The sequence below is a fragment of the Pseudoalteromonas sp. EB27 genome (assembly GCF_001974875.1).
Taxonomy (GTDB): Bacteria; Pseudomonadota; Gammaproteobacteria; order Enterobacterales; family Alteromonadaceae; genus Pseudoalteromonas.
On record NZ_MTQD01000010.1, the window covers coordinates 136,156 to 157,387 of the forward strand.

At 39.5% G+C, this 21,232-nt stretch carries 21 protein-coding genes; 9 read left to right on the forward strand and 12 right to left on the reverse strand.

Annotated elements, in window-relative coordinates:
* Positions 1–8 precede the first annotated feature (8 nt).
* Both proC and BW142_RS12640 read right to left on the reverse strand, forming a co-directional pair.
* Entirely contained in the window at positions 9–830 is an 822-nt protein-coding gene (proC, locus tag BW142_RS12635) for a pyrroline-5-carboxylate reductase (RefSeq protein WP_024596216.1), read from the reverse strand.
* A 17-nt stretch (positions 831–847) separates the two neighbouring features.
* Complete coding sequence (locus BW142_RS12640) at positions 848–1,561, reverse strand: YggS family pyridoxal phosphate-dependent enzyme (protein ID WP_024598893.1); 714 nt, start codon at positions 1,559–1,561, stop codon at positions 848–850.
* A 2-nt stretch (positions 1,562–1,563) separates the two neighbouring features.
* Between BW142_RS12640 and BW142_RS12645 the strand changes: the two genes are divergently transcribed.
* Positions 1,564–2,604 (forward strand): type IV pilus twitching motility protein PilT, encoded by a 1,041-nt coding sequence (locus tag BW142_RS12645; protein WP_007585408.1) that lies wholly within the window; start codon positions 1,564–1,566, stop codon positions 2,602–2,604.
* A gap of 9 nt (positions 2,605–2,613) precedes the next feature.
* The gene (locus tag BW142_RS12650; protein ID WP_076925076.1) at positions 2,614–3,750 is read left to right on the forward strand and encodes a PilT/PilU family type 4a pilus ATPase; all 1,137 of its coding nucleotides are present in this window, start codon (positions 2,614–2,616) and stop codon (positions 3,748–3,750) included.
* Between the two features lie 49 nt (positions 3,751–3,799).
* Here BW142_RS12650 and BW142_RS20540 read toward each other — a convergent pair.
* From BW142_RS20540 to BW142_RS12690, 7 genes are all read right to left on the reverse strand, one after another.
* A protein-coding gene (locus BW142_RS20540; protein ID WP_143475937.1) for an IS3 family transposase occupies positions 3,800–5,034 on the reverse strand; the annotation gives its coding sequence in 2 pieces (ribosomal slippage) (positions 3,800–4,683 and positions 4,683–5,034; 1,236 coding nt in all).
* A 111-nt stretch (positions 5,035–5,145) separates the two neighbouring features.
* Complete coding sequence (gene ruvX / locus BW142_RS12665) at positions 5,146–5,595, reverse strand: Holliday junction resolvase RuvX (RefSeq protein ID WP_002961947.1); 450 nt, start codon at positions 5,593–5,595, stop codon at positions 5,146–5,148.
* Positions 5,596–5,621: 26 nt separating this feature from the next.
* Positions 5,622–6,179, reverse strand: coding sequence for a YqgE/AlgH family protein (locus tag BW142_RS12670; RefSeq protein WP_024598891.1), 558 nt, complete (start codon positions 6,177–6,179; stop codon positions 5,622–5,624).
* 155 nt (positions 6,180–6,334) lie between these two features.
* Positions 6,335–7,285: a glutathione synthase gene (gene gshB, locus BW142_RS12675; RefSeq protein ID WP_007585399.1), complete on the reverse strand. Its 951-nt coding sequence runs from the start codon at positions 7,283–7,285 to the stop codon at positions 6,335–6,337.
* 54 nt (positions 7,286–7,339) lie between these two features.
* On the reverse strand, positions 7,340–8,074 hold the full coding sequence (gene rsmE, locus BW142_RS12680) for a 16S rRNA (uracil(1498)-N(3))-methyltransferase (RefSeq protein WP_076925079.1): 735 nt from the start codon (positions 8,072–8,074) through the stop codon (positions 7,340–7,342).
* Positions 8,075–8,143: 69 nt separating this feature from the next.
* The gene (locus BW142_RS12685) at positions 8,144–8,620 is read right to left on the reverse strand and encodes a hypothetical protein (RefSeq protein WP_024598889.1); all 477 of its coding nucleotides are present in this window, start codon (positions 8,618–8,620) and stop codon (positions 8,144–8,146) included.
* Positions 8,621–8,705: 85 nt separating this feature from the next.
* Entirely contained in the window at positions 8,706–9,599 is an 894-nt protein-coding gene (locus BW142_RS12690) for a hypothetical protein (protein ID WP_024596224.1), read from the reverse strand.
* Positions 9,600–9,676: 77 nt separating this feature from the next.
* Here BW142_RS12690 and glnE point away from each other — a divergent pair, with 77 nt between their 5' ends.
* Positions 9,677–12,472 (forward strand): bifunctional [glutamate--ammonia ligase]-adenylyl-L-tyrosine phosphorylase/[glutamate--ammonia-ligase] adenylyltransferase, encoded by a 2,796-nt coding sequence (gene glnE, locus BW142_RS12695; protein WP_076925080.1) that lies wholly within the window; start codon positions 9,677–9,679, stop codon positions 12,470–12,472.
* Positions 12,473–12,518: 46 nt separating this feature from the next.
* Here the strand turns inward: glnE and BW142_RS12700 are convergent, their stop codons facing one another.
* The 3 genes from BW142_RS12700 to tolC form a co-directional block, all read right to left on the reverse strand.
* The gene (locus tag BW142_RS12700; RefSeq protein WP_024598887.1) at positions 12,519–13,091 is read right to left on the reverse strand and encodes a toxin co-regulated pilus biosynthesis Q family protein; all 573 of its coding nucleotides are present in this window, start codon (positions 13,089–13,091) and stop codon (positions 12,519–12,521) included.
* Positions 13,092–13,132: 41 nt separating this feature from the next.
* Positions 13,133–14,062, reverse strand: coding sequence for an LpxL/LpxP family Kdo(2)-lipid IV(A) lauroyl/palmitoleoyl acyltransferase (gene lpxL / locus BW142_RS12705; protein ID WP_076925081.1), 930 nt, complete (start codon positions 14,060–14,062; stop codon positions 13,133–13,135).
* A gap of 109 nt (positions 14,063–14,171) precedes the next feature.
* Complete coding sequence (gene tolC / locus BW142_RS12710; RefSeq protein ID WP_076925082.1) at positions 14,172–15,527, reverse strand: outer membrane channel protein TolC; 1,356 nt, start codon at positions 15,525–15,527, stop codon at positions 14,172–14,174.
* 151 nt (positions 15,528–15,678) lie between these two features.
* On the opposite strand from tolC, the gene BW142_RS12715 reads away from it, so the two are divergent.
* From BW142_RS12715 to BW142_RS12740, 6 genes are all read left to right on the forward strand, one after another.
* Positions 15,679–16,305, forward strand: coding sequence for an NUDIX domain-containing protein (locus BW142_RS12715; RefSeq protein ID WP_076925083.1), 627 nt, complete (start codon positions 15,679–15,681; stop codon positions 16,303–16,305).
* Positions 16,306–16,331: 26 nt separating this feature from the next.
* Positions 16,332–16,790 (forward strand): DUF1249 domain-containing protein, encoded by a 459-nt coding sequence (locus BW142_RS12720; RefSeq protein WP_076925084.1) that lies wholly within the window; start codon positions 16,332–16,334, stop codon positions 16,788–16,790.
* Positions 16,777–17,562 carry a metallophosphoesterase gene (locus BW142_RS12725; RefSeq protein ID WP_076925085.1) on the forward strand — a complete coding sequence of 262 codons (786 nt, stop codon included), beginning with the start codon at positions 16,777–16,779 and terminating at the stop codon, positions 17,560–17,562. The genes BW142_RS12720 and BW142_RS12725 overlap by 14 nt, the downstream gene beginning before the upstream one ends.
* Entirely contained in the window at positions 17,547–18,107 is a 561-nt protein-coding gene (locus tag BW142_RS12730) for a YqiA/YcfP family alpha/beta fold hydrolase (RefSeq protein ID WP_024598881.1), read from the forward strand. Before BW142_RS12725 ends, BW142_RS12730 begins: the two co-directional genes overlap by 16 nt.
* A 108-nt stretch (positions 18,108–18,215) precedes the next feature.
* Positions 18,216–20,105: a DNA topoisomerase IV subunit B gene (gene parE / locus BW142_RS12735; protein WP_024598880.1), complete on the forward strand. Its 1,890-nt coding sequence runs from the start codon at positions 18,216–18,218 to the stop codon at positions 20,103–20,105.
* 29 nt (positions 20,106–20,134) lie between these two features.
* Complete coding sequence (locus tag BW142_RS12740; RefSeq protein ID WP_024598879.1) at positions 20,135–21,229, forward strand: PQQ-dependent sugar dehydrogenase; 1,095 nt, start codon at positions 20,135–20,137, stop codon at positions 21,227–21,229.
* Positions 21,230–21,232: the final 3 nt, after the last annotated feature.

Genomic DNA, 21,232 nt, shown 5'->3' on the forward strand with positions numbered 1-21,232 from the left:
AAGTGGTTTTAAAGTTCTTTTTCCATTTGCATCGCACGCGCAATACACGCATCCATTGCATCGCCAACGGTTTTAGTTAAGCCTTCATCTTTTAAGTGCTCAACAGCTGCGTGAGTCGTACCGCCTTTAGATGTTACGTTTGAACGTAGTTGCGAAATAGTAATATCAGGTTGGCTAAGTGCCATTTCGGCGGCGCCAAGGGCTGTTTGTTGTACCAGGCGACGAGCGTCTTCATCATTAAAGCCCAGCGCTTTGGCTTTTTCTTCTATGGCTTCCATAAATAAGAAAAAGTAAGCAGGCGAAGAGCCAGTCACAGCAATAATGTCGTTAATTTGAGATTCTTTTTCAACCCATACAACAATGCCAGTGCATTCAAAAACTTGTTGTACAAACTCGTGTTCGCTTTGTGTTTCGCCCGCACCATATAAACCTGATACACCACGGCCTAATAAAGACGGTGTGTTTGGCATACAGCGTACCATTTTAACGTCTTGACCTAGCATTTCGCGAAGGCGTTTTACAGTTAAGCCCGCAGCAACCGAAATGAACAGTTTGTCGCTAAAATCTACGCCCGAATCTTGAAACGATTTACATAAATCGCCCATCATTTGTGGTTTAACAGACAAAACAATTACATCAGCATCGCGCAGGGCTTCGTTATTGTCACTGGTGGTTTGCACCTTGAAATCGGCTGCTACCTTTGCAAGCTTTTCTTGGTTGCGGTTAGTCGCAATAATGTTACTTGCGTTAAAACCGTTTTTTACCATGCCACCAATAATGGCGTAGCTCATATTACCTGTGCCTATAAATGCGATTTTTTTATCTGACATAAATCTGTTATCACCTTTTAAGTTCGTGTTCCAAAAATGTCTGTGCCGACTCTTACCATGGTTGAACCTGCACTAATGGCAGCTTCAACATCACCGCTCATACCCATCGACAAAGTATCTACTTGAGGATATTGGGTCTTTAGTTTATCAAAGCAAGTTTGTAATTGCTCAAAAGATTGAATTTGCGTATCCAGATCGTCACTTTTAGCCGGAATTGCCATTAAACCGCGAAGTGTTAAGTGCTTACATTGGTTAATAAAATCGGCAAGTTCAGAAATTTGCCCAACACTACAACCCGATTTGGCTTCTTCTTCGCTTATATTTACTTGAATAAGTATATTAAGAGGCGATTTATCGTCTGGGCGCTGGGAATCTAATCGTTTGGCTATTTTTATACGATCAACACTTTGCACCCAATCAAAGTTGGCAGCCACTAAAGCACTTTTATTTGATTGAATAGGTCCAATGAAATGCCAAATGATATCGCTATATGACTGTAGTTGAGCTATTTTATCTATAGCCTCTTGAACATAAGATTCACCAAATTCGCGCTGGCCATGCTCATAAGCTGCAATAACATCTTCGCTTGGTTTAGTTTTAGACACTGCCAGTAAAGTAACTTCGTTAGTGTTTCGCTGTGCGTTTTTTGCCGCATCTGCAATTCTAGCGTAGGCGGATGTGAGTCGTTCTGCTATTGTAACCATATATTTATCAGTTAGTTGTGGAGTCATAAATGGATATTACCGAATTATTAGCGTTTAGTGTGCAACACAAAGCATCCGATTTACATTTATCATCGGGTGTTTCACCTATGATACGCGTAGACGGTGATGTTCGCCGCATTAATATACCAGCCCTTGCAGATAAAGACGTAAACAGTCTGGTTTACGATATTATGAACGATAATCAACGCAAGGACTACGAACAAAATCTCGAAGTGGATTTTTCGTTTGAAGTGCCTAATTTAGCACGTTTTCGTGTGAATGCATTTAACTCTAATCGCGGCCCTGCTGCGGTATTTCGTACCATACCAAGTGAAGTGTTAACGCTTGATGATTTAGGTGCGCCAGATATTTTTAAAACAATCTCCGATACCCCACGTGGACTCGTGTTAGTGACAGGCCCAACGGGCTCTGGTAAATCAACAACACTTGCCGCTATGGTCGATTATATAAATCAAAATAAACATCACCATATTCTAACAATCGAAGATCCAATCGAGTTTGTTCACGATAATAAATTAAGCCTTATTAATCAACGTGAAGTACATCGCGATACACATAGCTTTTCAAACGCGCTACGTAGTGCACTGCGTGAAGATCCCGATGTAATATTAGTTGGTGAGTTACGTGATTTAGAAACAATTCGTCTTGCAATGACTGCAGCCGAAACAGGCCACTTAGTGTTTGGCACGCTACATACTACGTCTGCACCAAAAACCATTGACCGTATTATCGATGTATTCCCAGGTGAGGAAAAGTCAATGGTACGTTCAATGTTATCTGAATCTTTGCGTGCTGTTATCTCGCAAACACTGCTTAAAAAGATTGGCGGCGGGCGAGTTGCGGCACACGAAATTATGATTGCAGTACCTGCTATTCGTAACTTGATTCGTGAAGATAAAATTGCACAAATGTACTCGTCTATTCAAACAGGTGCGTCTGTAGGCATGCAAACAATGGATCAATGTTTAACTAATTTAGTTAATCACGGCATTGTTACAAATGCTGCAGCGAAAGAAAAAGCACAAGACAAAACACAATTTGGTGGGTAAGAAACTATTATGGCTTTATCTTTAAACGACTTTTTACTTATCATGATTGAGAAAAAAGGATCTGACTTATTTGTATCGAGTCAGCTACCTGTAAGCGCAAAAATAAACGGTGAGTTAATAGCTCTAAGCGATGATAGGCTTACTGATGAGCAATCGCTTGAGCTAGTTGAATCTGCAATGAGCGAAAAACAAAAAGCAGAGTTTCATACAACAAAAGAATGTAACTTTGCGATTGCCACCGACGAAGGACGTTTCCGTATTTCTGCTTTTTGGCAACGCGATAAAGCAGGTATGGTTATTCGCCGTATTGTGACGCAAATACCTGATGTGAGTGAGCTAGGCCTACCTTCAATTCTTACCGATGTAATTATGTCTAAGCGTGGCCTAGTATTGTTTGTCGGTGGTACTGGTACTGGTAAATCAACCTCTCTAGCTGCACTTATTGGCTACAGAAACCGTAACCAACGTGGTCATATACTGACTATTGAAGATCCGATTGAATTTGTTCATGAGCATCGTAAAAGCATTATTACTCAACGCGAAGTAGGGCTTGATACTGAAAGCTTTGAGTCAGCACTTAAAAGCTCATTGCGCCAAGCGCCCGATGTAATTTTGATTGGTGAAATTCGCTCTCAAGAAACTATGGAATACGCACTAAGCTTTGCCGAAACAGGTCACCTGTGTGTTGCAACACTGCATGCTAATAATGCCAACCAAGCAATTGACCGTATTATGCATTTAGTCCCCAAAGAAAAACACGATAAGCTTAAGTACGATTTAGCACTTAACTTACGCGCCATTGTAGCTCAGCAATTAGTACCGACTGCTGATGGTGAAAGTCGTGTTGCAGCTATTGAAATATTGCTTAACTCACCAATGGTTGCTGAACTGATTAAAAACGGTGATATTGGTGGTATTAAAGAGGCAATGGCTAAATCGAAAGAGATGGGCATGCAAACCTTTGACCAAGCGCTATTTGAGTTATACAGACAGCAGCGAATTAATTACGCCGATGCACTGCATCATGCTGATTCGCCGAATGATTTACGCTTAATGATTAAACTGCGCAATAACGAACAGCAAGGTGCGGGCTTTTTACAAGGCGTTACTATTGATGGCCTTGACGATAAAAATAGCGATCAATAAACCAACGAATTTTCTATTAAGTGTCCCATCCTGAAATAGGTTGACGGTTTTAATGAAAGACTTGGTGCGAAAGCGCAAGGTCTTTTTTATGCACTTGATTTGGTGTTTTCATATCCAAACTCAAGTGCGGTCGCATTTCATTGTATATAAATATCGATTCTTCAACGAGCTGTTTTAATTCTGCCATATTGCGACATTTATACAGTAGAAACTCTTGTTTTAATATCCCGTTAATACGCTCAGCTAATGCGTTTTGATAGCAGTCATATCCATCGGTCATAGATGGCCTAATTCCCTCTTTTAATAGCGCATTTTGATATACTTCAGAGCAATATTGTAAACCTCTATCTGAATGATGAATGGCATCACGTTTATACACGCGTTGCTTAATCGTCATCTCTAACGCTTTGACTACATCGGTTGCTTTCATTTCATCACTGAGCTCATAACCCATTATTTTTCGACTATAAGCATCAGTGACTAACGACAGGTAATGCACGTCTTGCGCTGACTTAACGTAGGTAATGTCACTAACGAAGACTACCTCGGCCGCAGTCGGTTTGTACTCTTTTAGTAAATTAGGATGCTTGCGCATCCAATGGTTACTGTTTGTTGTTTTAGTGTAATTTTTCTTTGGTTTTACAAGAAAGTCATGCTCTCTCAAATAATTAAAAAAACAATCACGGCCTAGTTTAATACCACGCTCTTGCAGCTCTGGTTTGATCATCAGATAAAGTTTCTTCCCACCAATACGAGGCATGAATTGCCTCCAATACATCACTAATTCCTTGACGGGCTCTAACGCTTTATTCCGAGCATCTATTCTGCGCATAGCTTGATAGTAACCTTGTCGCGTTATGCCATATGCACGGCATAACGAAGTAAGCTTTACTTGCTGTTTTTCTTTTGCGCGCGTGATAGCTCGGATATGTACTTTTTTCGCAAGCCCGCTCCGTATTCTTCATCCATTATATTAATCATTTCATCTTTGATTAAATCCTTTAGGCGTAAGTCTTCTATCTCAAGCTCTAAACGTTTAATTTTTTGTGCAGGGGTTTCTTTCGATTTAGGCATGTTGGCTATATAAGTTGGTTTAGACCAATCTAATTTACCATGTTTTCGCAGCCAGACCAGAACGGTACTACGACCTTGAATACCGTAATGACTTTGCGCTTGTTTATACGTGAAGTCGCCTTTTTCTACTTGCTCAACAATGGATAATTTAAAGCCTAATGTATAATCGCGTTGAGTACGCTTAACGTCTTTAGTTTTAGTGGTTTTCATAGAATAAGTCCTAAATGTGTAAACACATTTCAGGACAAGACAAAGTATTAATACAAAAAAAGCGCCAATTGGCGCTTTTTTTGTATATAACGAGTTGTTTATATAGCAGGCTTATTCACCGTAACTAGACTCAAAAAAACTTTCTAAAATAATAACCGCAGACATATTATCTACGTTACCTTTGCCTAAGTTTTTATAGCCGCCACTTTCAAAAAGTCGCGCTTTAGCATCAGCGGTCGTTAAACGCTCGTCTTGTGTTTGCACAGGAATGCCATAATGATTATGCAATCTGTTGGCAAACTTTTTTGCTTTAAAGGTAACCTCTTGTGACGTTCCATCCATATTTAGTGGTAAGCCAACAACCATTAAGTCAGGCTGCCATTCGGCCACTTGCACAGCAATATGGTCCCAATTAGGAATACCATCTTGTGCTTTTACAGCCTTAAGGCTAGACGCGCTGCCTGTTAGCTCTTGCCCAATAGCAATACCAATACTTTTGGTGCCAAAGTCAAAGCCCATTACAGTGCGTTCGCCTTGCGGCTTAAGCGATTTTTTTGTCATGTGTATCTTGTTTAAATTTTAAGTAGTTATGCGTGACCAGCTTCAAGGCTGAGTTGGCTAATATCAAAGCCCAACATTGAAACTGCTTTTTCCCACCGTTTTTCAACGGGGGTATTAAAAATGATCTTTGGATCTGCTTCTATGATCAACCAGCTGTTATCAAGTAACTCTTGTTCGAGTTGTCCTTGCTCCCACCCTGAATAACCCAGTGTAATAATAAATTGCTCAGGTGCTTGTGCTGTGGTTAAGCTTGCTAAAACGTCTTTTGAGGTAGTGATCATAATATCGCTACTGAGCTTTTGACTTGCTGAATAACCCGGTTGAGGAGAGTGCAGTACAAAACCACGGTCAGTTTTAACGGGTCCGCCTGCAAATACACTTACTTTTGCTGCGTTTTGAGTTTTGTCGTTATCAATTTCTATTTTATCTAAAAGTTCGCCAACAGTAACATCAATAGGTTGGTTTATTACCAAGCCCATAGCCCCATCTTCATTGTGCTCACAAATATAGGTAACAGCACGTTTAAAAAAAGGGTCTTGCATCGACGGCATCGCGATTAAAAAATGATTTTCTAATGATTGCATAGACTTCACCCTTTTTAGTTAATGAACTTTGAGTATGGCACATACCTTTGTTTTTAAAATTAAAAAAGCACTCTCATACGGTTTAAAGATTAATAGTTAACAACTATATTAAAATTCATGACACGAAAGTGCTTTTAATAACGACAGATAGATGCTTATTTATCTAACTTTCTTTCAATTGCATCAAACAAAATACCTGTAATAGAGATATCATAAGCAGCTTCAATTTCGCGCACGCACGTTGGTGCAGTTACGTTAATTTCAGTTAATTTATCGCCAATAATATCTAAACCTACAAATATTAAGCCTTTTTCTTTAAGCGTTGGCGCAACTGCTTGCGCAATTTTTAAATCAGATTCACTAAGTGGGCGCGCTTCGCCTCGACCGCCAACAGCTAAATTACCGCGTGTCTCACCATTTTGTGGAATACGCGCTAAACAATACGGAATAACCTCGCCATCAATAACCAATACGCGCTTGTCGCCTTGTTTGATCTCTGGGATGTAATTTTGCACCATAGCAAAGCGGCTGCCGTGCTCGGTTAGCGTTTCACAAATTACACCAATGTTGGCATCGTCTTCTCTAAGGCGGAAGATAGATGCGCCGCCCATGCCATCAAGGGGTTTTAAAATAATGTCTTTATGCTCGGCTAAAAACTCACGAATTTGTTTTTGACTGCGTGTAACCAGGGTATCTGGTGTATGTTCGCTAAACCATGCTGTAAATAGCTTTTCGTTAGCATCGCGAAGGCTTTGTGGCTTGTTAATTATTAACGTACCTTCTTGCTCTGCACGTTCTAAAATATAAGTCGCGTAAATGTATTCAGTATCAAAAGGAGGATCTTTACGCATTAAAATCACATCAAGATCGGCAAGCGCTATAGTGGCTTTTTCTTCAAGCTCGTACCATTTTTCTGCATTATTAAACACTTGCGCTTTAGACGCTGTAGCGTACGACTTACCTTTACGAAGAGATAAATCATCCATCTCCATATAATAAATTTCGTAGCCGCGTTCTTGCGCTTGCATCATCATTGCAAAACCGGTGTCTTTTTTGATGTTAAATCCACTAATAGGATCTGAAATAATACCTAACTTAATTGCCATGCGCTGTGCCTTACTATAAATGTTACTGTTTATATGAGGGTGCTTTTAGTTATTTCAATTAGCTAAATCGCCAAATTGAAGTTGTAATGCACTTAAGACCGTTAAAGCGGCTGTTTCCGTTCGTAAAACGCGCGGGCCTAAGCGAATATCTACAAATTCTAGTTGTTTAGTTAGTGCCATTTCATCGTCGGTAAAGCCGCCTTCTGGGCCGACTAAAAAGCGTACGCCATCTTTAGGTACCGTAATGGTTTTAATGCTGTGCTCAGCACGAGGGTGAAGAGTGAGCTTAATTGCATTGGTTTGTTGTGCAAGCCATTGTTTTAAATCTACAGGAGGATGAACGATTGGTACAAAATTACGCCCAGATTGCTCTGCCGCTGCAATTGCAATTTTTTGCCATTGTTGGTGTTTTTTCTCAAGGCGATCGCCCATTAGTTTCACGCCACAGCGCTGACTAAAAAGTGGGGTGATTTCGGTAATGCCCAGTTCAACTGACTTTTGAATTGTAAAGTCCATTTTATCACCACGGGATACACACTGGCCTAAATGAATTTTAAGCGGAGATTCTACATCGTGGGGATTAAGCTCTAATGGCATTACGACGACTGTTTTTTTTGTTACTTCAATTATTTCACTAAGGTATTCGCCGCCTTCGCCATTAAAAATAGATACATGCTCGCCTACTTTCATGCGCAGCACTCTGCCAATATGCCCTGCAGCATCCTCATCTAAGGTTACAGGGGTGTTTAGGGCAATACTCGATGTTTGATAAATATGAGGAACTCGCATAGTGCGTCACTTACTACTTAGCATAAAAATATATACTGCTATGGTAAGTAAGCTGGGAGCTGTGCGCAATTATTTATTTTTATTAAGTTGCTCGGCGAGATCTATTAAATCTTGTGGTGTGTGTGCTATATCATGGTGATTTTGCGAAGGTTCGGTTAATGTTTCGTCAGTAACCTGGCTTAGTGTATAGCCTGTATCATCAAGGTTTATTAAAAAGCGTTTTTCATGTAAGGAGTTATAAATAAAGCGTTGTTTATCACTTGCGAGTAAGTAATCGGTATTATTAAAAAGTACTCCGTGTAAATCGTGATGCTCTTTTAGATAGTTAATTAATTCAGAAACGCTGATTTCGTTCTCAAGATCGCAATAACTATAGTCTTTAATAAGCTCGTCAAACATCATTTTTACTAACTGACGGGTATTATTGCCTGCTGCAATAAGCGTACTCGCTTTGGTTTTGCCATTATTAACATAGAATTCGGCAAATGCACGGCTAAATTCGTTGTCTATGTCAATTAACAAATAGTTAGTAGCTTCAAGTGGCATAGAGCTCGGGCCTTGTTACATTTAAGTAATTACCATTATTACTTAAATGCAGACGTTTTAATTGCTGTATTTTTAGTAAAAAGGTCTAAAGAGAAAACATGCTAATAAGTAAATAACCTATAGCACAAAAAACAGCAAACTCTATACATGCTACGCCAATATTATCTTGATGGTCTATTTCAAGAGCTGTATCAATATTTGGTAAAGAGATAACTTTTATCACATACGTTAAGCTGTAGAGTAGTATCCACATTACACCGCAATGCATAACGAGTGTAAATATGTTTTCTACCATTTTACCGTTTTGAAATGCTGCGCTAGATAAACCAGCGTACACAGATAATGCTAAACCGATTGATTTTCCAGCATATCTTATACCTATAGAGGTGTTTTCTAAGTTGAAGTTACTTTGTAGCGAAGCGCCTTGGTTTGCTTTGGCAAAACGATATTCTCGTATTTTACTATCCAGTGCAAACATTCCCTGAAGTGTAAAAAAGCTAACGCAAGCAATAAGTAAGTTACTAAACCCTTGGGTATGTGTCCACGTGTATAAACCTAGTGCAATAATACAGTTGGCGATTAACATGCCCGAATCCACCAGTGCAGCACATACATTTTGCTTTAATATTGCAGCTTCTTCATTAAACCTATGCAATATCCATTTACGATGAATTAAGTGACCTACCTTAATAAATGTAAATAATAAAATAATAATGACCAAAACTTTTAATGGATTGGATTGCGCGGTGCTTATGCTTATTTCATCAAATAAGAAGGCCATAGTGGCTATTACAACTGATATTTCAGATGCGAAGCTAATACCCATGGCAAAGTTATCGTGCTGCGCAAGTTCATCTTTAAGCGCTTGTTTTGCTTTGATTTGAGTGACAACTCGTAAACTAAAAATAGTTATACAAATAACCGCAAAACTAATAGCAATCGCAATAAAACTAGTGTTAGATAAAGACAAATATGACATGGTGATCCTAATTAAGTGAACCTTTCTAGGTTTTAGTCATTCTAGTACGGTTATTGATGATATAAAAGAGAGGATTGATGAGTAACGTAAAGCAACTTCCTATTCAATTACAAAAACTTGGCTTAGAGCGCTTCGAACAATTATATCCACAGCAAAGTAATGAAAGCGAAGTTATACGATTACTCGCCTTGAGCGACTTTGCCTGGCGCTGTTTAGAATCACAACCAACGTTAAAAGACTGGCTGCTGTGCAAAGATGAAATTCAAAACAGGCATATTACCTCTCCCTTTGATAGCATTGAACTTAGTGACATTGACGATGCTAAGTGTAATCAAATCTTACGAAAGTACCGCGAAAAATACTGGCTTAAAGTCGCCTTTTTAGATTTATGTTGTAATAACCCTATTGCCGATAGCATTAATTACATAAGCCAACTGGCTGATATGCTAATTGATAGCGCTAACCAATGGGCGCATGCACAGGTGGCAAAAGTAAATGGTGAGCCGCTTGATGAGCAAAGCCAAGCAATGCCATTAATGGTTTTAGGGATGGGGAAGCTCGGCGGGCAAGAGCTAAATTACTCCTCTGATATTGATCTCATTTTTGCATATCCACGCAGTACAAAAACCCAAGGTGGTCGTAGAAGCCTTGAGGCCCAAGTATTTTATACCAAAGTTGCACAAAAGCTCATTGCATCACTTAACCAAGCCACCGGTGACGGGCAGGTATTTAGAGTTGATATGCGCCTACGCCCGTTTGGCGAAAGTGGCCCTTTGGTTATGAGCTTTAATGCTATTGAAGATTACTATCAGGAGCAAGGGCGCGACTGGGAACGCTACGCAATGTTAAAAGGGCGCCTAATTGGCACCCCTAATAAATATTGGGATGAATTTATTAAGCTTTTAAAGCCGTTTGTTTATCGCCGGTATATTGATTTTTCGGTAATTGAATCTTTGCGTAAAATGAAGTTAATGATCGCACAAGAGGTTCGCCGTAAACGCTTAACTAATAATATAAAATTAGGCGCTGGTGGTATTCGTGAAGTTGAATTTATAGTGCAAGCCCTGCAAATGGTACGAGGTGGCCGAGAGGCTAATTTACAAACTCAATCATTACTTAAAGCATTAAATGAGTTGGCACTTAGCCAAGTTATAGATGAGCAAGAAGCAAGTGAGCTTAAGCGCAATTATCTTTATTTGCGAAAAGTTGAGCAGTACTTACAAATATTTGATGATCAACAAACGCAAACACTTCCTGATGATGAATTGAATCAGCAGCGCTTAAATTTATTATTAGAACAAGCGGATTTTGCTGCTACTTTAAGCACTATTGAAAAAGTGATGAAGCAAGTTAACGGTGAGTTTGCACTGGTCATAGGCGAGGAAACCGCACCACTTGATACTTGTGAAGGCGCATTTATTAGTGCTTGGGATCATGGTGATGTGGGGTTTTTAAAAGAGGCTAGAGATGAATGGCAAACTCCCCTTAACGATTTTAAATTAAGGCTGTCTAAGGTAAACATCGGTAACCGAGGGCGCGACACCCTTGATAAATTAATGCCTGTTTTATTAAGTCAGTTAAATGACTTTAATGCCAGCGAAGCTGCTTTTACGATGGTTTGCCAAATTTTTAATAAAATAATTTCACGCACTGCTTATTTAGAATTACTGTACGAAAACCAAGGTGCGTTAAAGCAACTCGTTTTACTTTGTTGTCATAGCAAATGGATAGGTGAGCATATTTCTCGCTACCCTATATTACTTGATGAGCTAATAGATCCAGCGGTTCTTTATAAACCGACACCATTAACGGCTTATAAAGATGAAATAAGACAGTATTTTTTACGAATAGAGCATGACGATTTAGAACTGCAAATGGAGTCGCTTAGGCAATTTAAGCAAACGCATCAATTACGAATTGCAGCTGCAGATGCAACCGGTGTTCTCGATGTAATGAAAGTAAGCGATCACTTAACGGTACTCGCTGAGGCGATTGTTGATCAAGCTGTTAATATTGCATGGCATAACACTGTTAAGCGCTTTGGTATGCCACCTGGCACTGATGATGAAAACAAAGGCTTTGCTGTTATTGCATATGGTAAAACGGGCGGCTTGGAAGTGGGGTATGACTCAGATTTAGATTTGGTGTTTGTGCATAATCATGATGGCTCAAGCCAAACTAATGGTGAAAAACCGATAGATTCTCGCCAGTTTTATTTAAAACTCGCTCAGCGCTTAATGCATTTATTTAATACTCGTACTGCATCGGGTATTTTGTATGAGCTTGATACGCGATTACGCCCTGAAGGTGCATCAGGTTTACTGGCTATCAATCTAGAGAGCTTTAATCACTATCAGCAAACTCAAGCATGGACGTGGGAACATCAAGCACTTGTGCGGGCACGGTTGATTTTGGGCCAAAACGATCTCATAGATCGTTTTTCACAAATTCGTAAAAATATACTTTGCCAACAGCGCGATCATACAGTCTTAAAAGCAGATGTAATAAAAATGCGCGAAAAAATGCGCGACCATTTAGCGAAAGGAAATACTGAGCAATTTGATTTAAAACAAGATGTTGGTGGTATGGCTGATATTGAGTTTATTACGCAATATTTAGTACTTAAACACGCCAATGAGTTTGAACAGCTTACAGTTTACTCAGATAACGTAAGAATATTAACGGATGCAGCAAATATAGGCTGTATTACTAAAGAGCAAAAGCAGCAGTTGATTAAAGCGTATATTGATTATCGCTCGTGTTATCACGTGTTGAGCTTGGATCAAAAAGGCAAGTTGATCTCGCGAGAAGCTTTCTTGCAAGATATTACTAACGTGACGAATATTTGGAATAGTATTTTTGAGTTAAGTTGAACTGTAAACCCAAGCGCTTGCTTGGGTTTTTTGTGCGAGTAAACCTTTAAACCTTTAGTTTTAAACAGTTTGTACGTACAAATTCTGACGGTAACTCTGTAATAACCGCTGCCCGTTGTTTATGGCAAAAGTAAGTATAAACCTCATGCTCAAAGTCGTCATTTATAGCACGACCAATTTGATAAAGTGCTGAAGTAAAGTTGCTGTCTACTCTAAAATGATCTTTAACTACGTAGTCTTTACTTAAATACCAGTAAAGTTCAATGCCTTCATTTTTAGCGTACTGATTGAGTACGTCTTTAAGTGTTGTGCCATTTTCGAAGCGCCTAGGCTCAACTTCTCCAGTCCAATTAGTCGGCATCGGGTCAACTGTTCGCGCACGTTCAGCCAATACTCTATCTAAGGTTTGTTCTGGTGTTTTAAGCTTTAAAACAAATTGATCTCGTTCTGTATCACTTTTTACTTGGTTACGAATGGAGGAGTAAAAACGTGATAATCCTTCGGCGGCTGCATTTTTAGATTTTTTAATATCAAATACAGAACCATCACCCACTAAAAAGTATACGGCGAGTGCTATTAGCACGGCTGCAAATGATAAATGTCTAATCCAAAACCACATGGTTATTACCCACCTTATTTGTTCCTATTATTGTTATACCATTACTTTTTATAAAAAGAAGGGGTATTTTTATCAGGTCGAGTTTTAAAGCGACGGTGTAGCCACATATACTGCTCTGGTGCGGCATTAACAGATTGTTCCATTCGTTGATTCACACGCGTTACATCAGCCTTATCATCACCACTAGGGAAGTTTTCAAGCTCTGGTATTATTTCCAAGTGATATTTACCATTTTCATCTCGGCGAGTTATTAAGCTCATTGTTTCGCAGTTTTTACTACCAGCAAACGTAAGAGTACCGGTTGTCGTTGCCGCGTCAGGGACTGCGTAAAATGGAACAAATTCACATCGGTTACGGCCGTAATCTTGATCGGGTAAGTAATAGCATACCTTTTTATTCTTTAATGCTTTTAGTAAGCCTTTTACATCTTTTCGGCCAATTAGGTATTCGTTAGAGCGAAGGCGGCCATTAGTCGTAAAGTATTCCATTAGAGGGTTGTTATGAGGGCGATAAAAGCCAACACCCTGACACTCTAAGCCCATAATTCGGCTAGCCATTTCAAGATGCAGAATATGAGGTACAAGCAATAAAACACCTTTGCCAGACGCTTGAACACGTTCAAAGTGCTCAAGCCCTTTAAAAGACCCTAATGCTTTTTGTGCTCGCCACTGCGGCCACCACCAGGCCATGCCAGTCTCAACCATTGCAATACCGGTGTTTTCCATATTTTTGAGCACAAGGTCTTTTTGACCTGCTGCGCTCATATCAGGAAAACATAATTTAATGTTAACTTCTGCAATATGGCGACGGCGTTTCATAAATTTATGAACTAAGCGACCAAGCTGTTTACCCATTGCCAATTGTAGTTTTTGCGGTAACCAAGAAATTAAATATAAAAATAGAACGCCAATCCACGTTAACCAGTATCGAGGGCCTAAAAAAGATGCTTTAAAAGGAGATGAGGTGACCACAAAAATATCTCTGAGAATAAAAACGATAGTTTAACGCTAAGCGCTGTAAAATACAAAAAGCCAGCATTTAGCTGGCTTCCAATGTTTTTAACTACATGAATTATGCGATTTAAGCGGCTTTTAAACCTTGGTTTATAGCCACTAAATCTTCACTTGTTAATGTACCCGCAGCTTGCTTTAAGCGAAGGGTAGATAGCACATAACGGTAACGTACATCAGCAAGGTTACGCTTTGCATCGTATAAATTTTGCGTACTTACTAGTACGTCAACAATTGTACGCGTACCTACTTCAAAACCGGCTTCAGTTGCTTTAAGCGCACTTTGAGCTGAAACAACGGCTTGCTCTAGCGCTTTATAAGTAGCGATGTCTGAAACAACTTGATTATATGATGTAATCACTGTGCGAGTTACTGCGCGGTAATTTGTTTCATAGTCTTGGCTAGCACCTACGTAAAACGCACGGGCCTGATTTGTTGCAGCAACCGTTGCGCCACCTGAATATAAAGGTACGCTAAAGTTAAGCCCAACAGAGCTTGAGTCTGAACGTGGCTGATCATCAAAGTTAGCGCCATTTATTTGATTGTCTGTAAGAGAATCACCATAACTTGCACTTAGAGTTAGTTTTGGATAATGTCCCGCTTTCGCTAATTCAATTTGATCTTTTGCAATATCAACTGTTACTTTAGACACTTGTAGGTTTATGTTTTTATCTTCAGCTACTTTAACAAAGTCGCTTGAGCGCTTAGTTGGTCTAGTTGTTGAGAAAGTATCTGTATTTAAAAAATCTAATTTTGCGTGATATTTACCTGTAATCTCACGAAGTTGCTCGCGTGCTGTTTCTACAGCATTACCTGCAATAATTTCTTGAGCTACAGAGTTATCGAACTGAGCTTGTGCTTCGTGTACGTCTGTAATTGCTGTTAAGCCTACCGCATAACGTTGTTTTGTTTGCTCAAGTTGACGTTCAATTGCACGTTTTTCCGCTTCAACAAATTCAAGGTTATCGCTTGCGCTTAATACGTTAAAATAACCTTCAGCAACGCGTACAATTAAGTTTTGTTTAGCTGCATCGTATAGGCCGCTTGCTTGAAGCGCTTGCTTGTCGGCAATATCTAACGTGTTCCAGGCACCTAGATCAAATAATGTTTGGCTTAAGCTTACACCACGAGAGAATTGGTCTGTGTCACTTTCAACTTTCACTTGGTTAGATAAGTCGCCAACGCTTTGATAAGACGTTGCATCGCTTTTTGTATAACTCATAGTCAAACCAATTTGAGGCAGTAGTGTGCTCATCGCCAAATCGCTTTGATAAGACTGTGCATCGGCTTGGGCTTTTGCTTTTAAAACAGTAGGATCGTTAGCTGTCGCTATTTCAAAAACTTGTAGTAAATCTTCAGCTTTCACTGCTGTTGCACCTAGTGCGCATGATAAACTAACTAGCGCCGCAAGAATGTTCTTTTTCATGTGGGGTTCGGTCCTTAGACAATTTTTGTACTAAAAGCATGTTAACCTGTTTTACTGCATAACAAAAAAAATAATTAGTAAAACAGTATGTTCAAGTGTAACAGAATATATTAACGCATTTTAAAGATTTAGATAAGTAGGAGCTAGGTACGTGGTTGATAAAAAACTCGTTCAATTTACACATGAAGATGTAAATTTAAAGCTAATAAAAAGCCTCTATAAAGGTTTTTTTCAGGTTGATTTGTACCAGTTTGAACATGCACTATTTGCAGGTGGAAAATCTAAAATAATTAGCCGCGAAATATTAGAGCGTGGTGATGCAATTGCAGTACTCCCTTACGACCCAATATCAGATACTGTTCTTTTAATTGAGCAAATACGTATTGGCGCTATTAAAAGCAAGCATTCGCCGTGGCTGCTAGAATGTATAGCCGGAATGACAGACGGCAGCAAAGATTACGAATCAGTTGTTAAAAAAGAAGCGTATGAAGAAGCTGGACTTGAATTAACTGAACTTGAATTTATGCTTTCATACTTATCAAGCCCCGGTGGTACAACTGAGCGCTTACATTTATATTTAGCGCGTACTGACTTAAGCCAAGTGAAATCAGGTGTATATGGTCTTGAAACTGAAGGAGAGGATATAAAAACTCACATTTTATCAGTTGATGATGCGCTAATGCGCCTCAATAACGGTGAAATGGATAATGCGGCAACGGTTATTTGTATGCAGTGGCTTGCGCTTAATCGCGAAAAAATGGCAAACAAATGGGCATAAACTCTTACTAAAATTATGGCGGTACTTTGACAGCACAATTAGCAACAAAGCGATATATTCAGAGCCTCCCAAAGTATTTAACACTTTGTGAGCATAACTATGTGCGACTATTAAAGTTATTACCGAGCGAGCGCAATTTAGGAAGCATTCGTGAAGTAAAACTTGGCAACAGTGAATTTGCTACAAAAATTGATGGCAGCGCAAAATACACTATGGATATTTCAATTAAGCAGCTAACAGGAATGGTTAAAGGAATAACACCGCTGTATTTAACGGTGCGCTTGTATCACGATGCGAAAGTGGCAGAGATTATTCATCACGATTACCATCAACGCATAAAACCATCATATGGTTACCCTAACCCTAAAATGCATCAAAAAGATGAAAAGTATCAACTTAATGCTTTTTTATACGACTGGTTAGTAGCCTGTGTAGAGCATGGACAAGCGACATTAAATTGGGATGTAAATAATGGCTTGGTTTGATGGTTCGTACACATTTGATAAATCATCTTTGTGCATTGCGCATATTACTGACAGCCATTTATTTGCAGACAAAAGCGGTAAATACTTTGATATAAATACCGCAGCTCATTTTGAACAAGCCTTAGCACACATTGCTGATCAGCCAATAGACTGCATTATTTTTGGTGGCGATTTAACGCAAGATCATAGCTTTGAATCGTACTTACTATTTAGTGAACTTATAAATGTCAGTGACATAACTTGCCCTGTATTTTGGGTACCAGGTAATCATGATGAACTCGCGATGCTTAATCGCATAAGTGGTGGGCAAATAAGTCCGGCTAAACATATTATTGCCAATGGGGTTGAGCTACTTCTAGTTAATTCTAAAGGACCTACGCCTGCAGGATGGGTTACTGGTGCGCACTTAGATGAAATAACGGACGTTTTAGTAGACTCTAATAATAGTAAGGTTATATTTTGTCATCATAATCCGCTGCCAATAAATGGCTACCTTGATAAGCACTTATTAGAAAATGGTCCACAGCTTTTAAATATTTTAGTAAACAGTAACAACACATCTGCGCTTTTCCATGGTCATGTTCATAATGATTACCAGCAAAGCTTTAGAGGGTTGCCCATATACGCGACCCCAGCCAGCTCAATACAGTTTGTAAAGCACACTTCACAGTGGGAGCAAAAAAATGCGGGCCCAGCTTACAGAATTATCAATATAAACAGTAAAAAAGATAAAGTAGAAGTAAAAACGGAAGTGGTATGGCTAAACGCGTAATTTATATTCATGGCTTTAATAGTTCACAAAAATCATATAAAGCTGTGCGCTTTGGTGAGCTTATGGCAAACTATGACGTTGATTATTGTGTACCGAGCTTAAACCACGAGCCCCTACAAGCTATAATTGAGCTTGAGCAATTACTAACGCCAAATACCGTTTTATTAGGTAGCTCGTTAGGTGGTTTTTTTGCCACGTATTTATCGCAGCGTTATCAAATTCCTGCAGTGGTCATTAATCCCGCGGTCGCACCCTATAATTTATTACAGTCGTTACTTGGGCCTAATTATAATCCGTATCAAGATTATCATTACGACTTAAATAACAGTCATATTGAGGCACTTAAATTACTCGCTGTAGATAAATTAGCACACCCTGAGTTACTGTACTTATTACAGCAAACAGGCGATGAAGTGTTGAACTTTCAACACGCGGTAAAATATTATTCACAATGTAAGCAATTGATAGAATTTGGTGGCGATCATAGCTACGTTGAATTTGAACGCACCTTTGCAAGTATTGTAGATTTTCTTAAAATCACGTAAAACTAGTTAACCTGAACAAAGGTTAGTTACTATATTAACGCTTTAGCGCATATAACAATAAAACTAGTAAAACGTATTAGAGCCTTAGCGGATATAAAGACAAAAACTATGAGTGATCAAAATTATAACGCCGAAGCCATTGAAGTACTTAATGGATTAGATCCGGTAAAAAGACGCCCAGGGATGTACACAGATACAACACGTCCCAATCATTTAGGTCAAGAGGTTATCGACAACAGTGTCGATGAAGCTATGGCTGGCCATGCTACCCGTATCGACGTAATACTCCACGAAGACAATTCGCTTGAAGTAAGCGATGATGGGCGCGGTATGCCTATTGATATTCACCCAGAAGAAGGTATCCCTGGGGTTGAATTGATCTTCACTAAGCTACACGCCGGTGGTAAGTTTTCCAACAAAAACTATCAGTTTTCGGGCGGTTTACACGGCGTAGGTATTTCGGTAGTAAATGCGTTATCTACGCGTGTAGAAGTAACAGTAAGACGCGATGCTCAACAATACAGAATGGCATTTGAAAGCGGCGATAAAGTAGAAGACTTAAATGTAATTGGTACAGTGGGTAAACGTAACACCGGCACTACGGTTCGTTTTTGGGCGGATGTCAGCTACTTTGATTCACCAAACTACTCAATTACCAAACTTAATCATTTATTAAAAGCCAAAGCAGTTTTGTGTCCAGGACTGCGAATTAAGTTTGTTAATAAGCAAACAAAAGAAACCCAAGAATGGTTTTACGAAACAGGCTTAAAAGATTATTTAGTTGAAGCAATTAAAGGTTTTGAAACATTACCGCAAGACCCATTTGTAGGCGAGTTTAAAAGTTCAATTGAAGGCGCTGACTGGGCTGTTGTATGGCTACCAGAAGGTGGTGAATCAATAGCTGAAAGCTACGTAAACCTTATTCCTACCGCGCAAGGCGGTACGCATGTAAATGGTTTACGCCAAGGCTTGCTTGAAGCAATGCGTGAATTTTGTGAGTTTAGAAACTTACTCCCTCGTGGTGTGAAATTAACTCCTGATGACATTTGGGATCGTTGTAGTTACGTGTTGTCGGTTAAAATGCAAGACCCTCAATTTGCCGGTCAAACAAAAGAAAAACTATCATCACGCTCATGTTCTGCGTTTGTATCGGGGGTTGTAAAAGACTCGTTTAGTTTATGGTTAAATGAACATACAGATACCGCAGAATTATTAGCTGAGTTATGTATTTCAAATGCGCAAACTCGCTTGCGTGCAGCTAAAAAAGTAGTGCGTAAACGTGTTACTGCCGGTCCTGCCTTACCGGGTAAACTAACAGATTGTAGCGCGGCCGATAACGACCGTACCGAATTATTTTTAGTGGAAGGTGATTCTGCTGGTGGCTCTGCTAAACAAGCGCGAGACCGTGAATTTCAGGCAATTATGCCGCTACGTGGTAAAATTTTAAATACGTGGGAAGTTGAGTCAGGCCAAATACTCGCATCACAAGAAGTGCACGATATTTCAGTGGCATTGGGTATTGATCCCGAGTCAACGGATATGTCGGGACTGCGCTACAATAAAATTTGTATATTGGCCGATGCTGACTCGGATGGGCTACACATCGCGACGTTATTATGTGCACTGTTTGTTCGTCATTTTCCAGAGTTAGTAAAAACAGGGCATGTGTATGTAGCAATGCCGCCATTATTTAGAATAGATATTGGTAAAGAAGTTTATTACGCACTTGATGAAGAAGAAAAAACCGCTATTTTGGCACGTATAGAAGCCGAGAAAAAACGCGGTAAAGTAAACGTACAACGATTCAAAGGTCTGGGTGAAATGAACCCGTTACAACTTCGTGAAACTACGATGGATCCAAATACCCGACGTTTAGTGCAGCTTACGCTTGATGAAGAAGTAGAAACCATGGAAATGATGGATATGCTGCTTGCTAAGAAACGATCGCCTGATCGTCGTCAATGGTTAGAAGATCATGGTAACAAGGCACTCGTTTAATTACCTGTGCTTAACACTAGGAGAGGCGAATGAAAAAACTACTAGGAAGTTTGCTGTTACTTGGGCTGACTACCGCTCCTGTAATGGCTAAAAATATACTCGATAAGCTCACAGTAGCACCGGGATTTGAAATAAGCTTATTTGCGAGCGATGTAGAAAATGCACGTCAAATAGCCGTTTCAAAAAAAGGGATTGTGTATGTAGGTTCTCGTAAAGCGGGCAACGTATATGCACTTATTGATCATAATAGCGATGGTGTAGCAGATAAAAAAATTGTTGTGGCTAAAGGCCTTAATATGCCCTCTGGCATAGCAATTAAAGATGGCGATTTATATGTAGGCGAAGTACATCGTATTATTCGCTTTAAAAACATTGATACCCAATTAAAAGACCCAAAGTTTGATGTGGTCTATAACAAGCTACCGAGCGAGCGTCATCATGGTTGGAAATTTCTGCGTTTTGCACCAACGGGTGAGCTAATCATTCCGGTGGGTGTACCGTGTAATATTTGTGCTGAAGATGAACGTTTTGGCCGTATTTTTGCGCTTAATGTAGAAACAAAACAAATAAAAACAATAGCCAAGGGCGTGAGAAATACAGTGGGTTTTGATTTTCATCCAGCTACTCAAGCTCTATGGTTTAGTGATAACGGTCGCGACATGATGGGCGATGATATTCCGCCTGATGAGTTAAATCGTGCAACGCAAGAAGGGGAGCATTTTGGTTTTCCGTATGTTCATGCGGGTGCAATTATTGACCCTGAGTTTGGTGAAGGTAAAAACATTGCCGATTATACGTCACCAGCACTTGCACTTCCTGCGCATGTAGCGCCATTAGGTATTCATTTTTATAACGGTAAGCAATTTCCAGCAAGCTATAAGCAGCAATTATTTGTTGCTGAACATGGCTCATGGAACCGTTCTAAAAAGTCAGGTTATAAAGTAGGGCTAGCAACAATTGAAGTAGGTCGCGTAACTAAATATACGCCATTTATTACTGGCTTTATGAAAGACGAAACAACATTTGGACGCCCTGTTGCATTTGCAGAATTAGGTGACGGCAGTCTGTTAGTAAGCGATGATTACGCCAACGTAATCTACCGTGTAAGCTATAAGAAAAACTAGGTA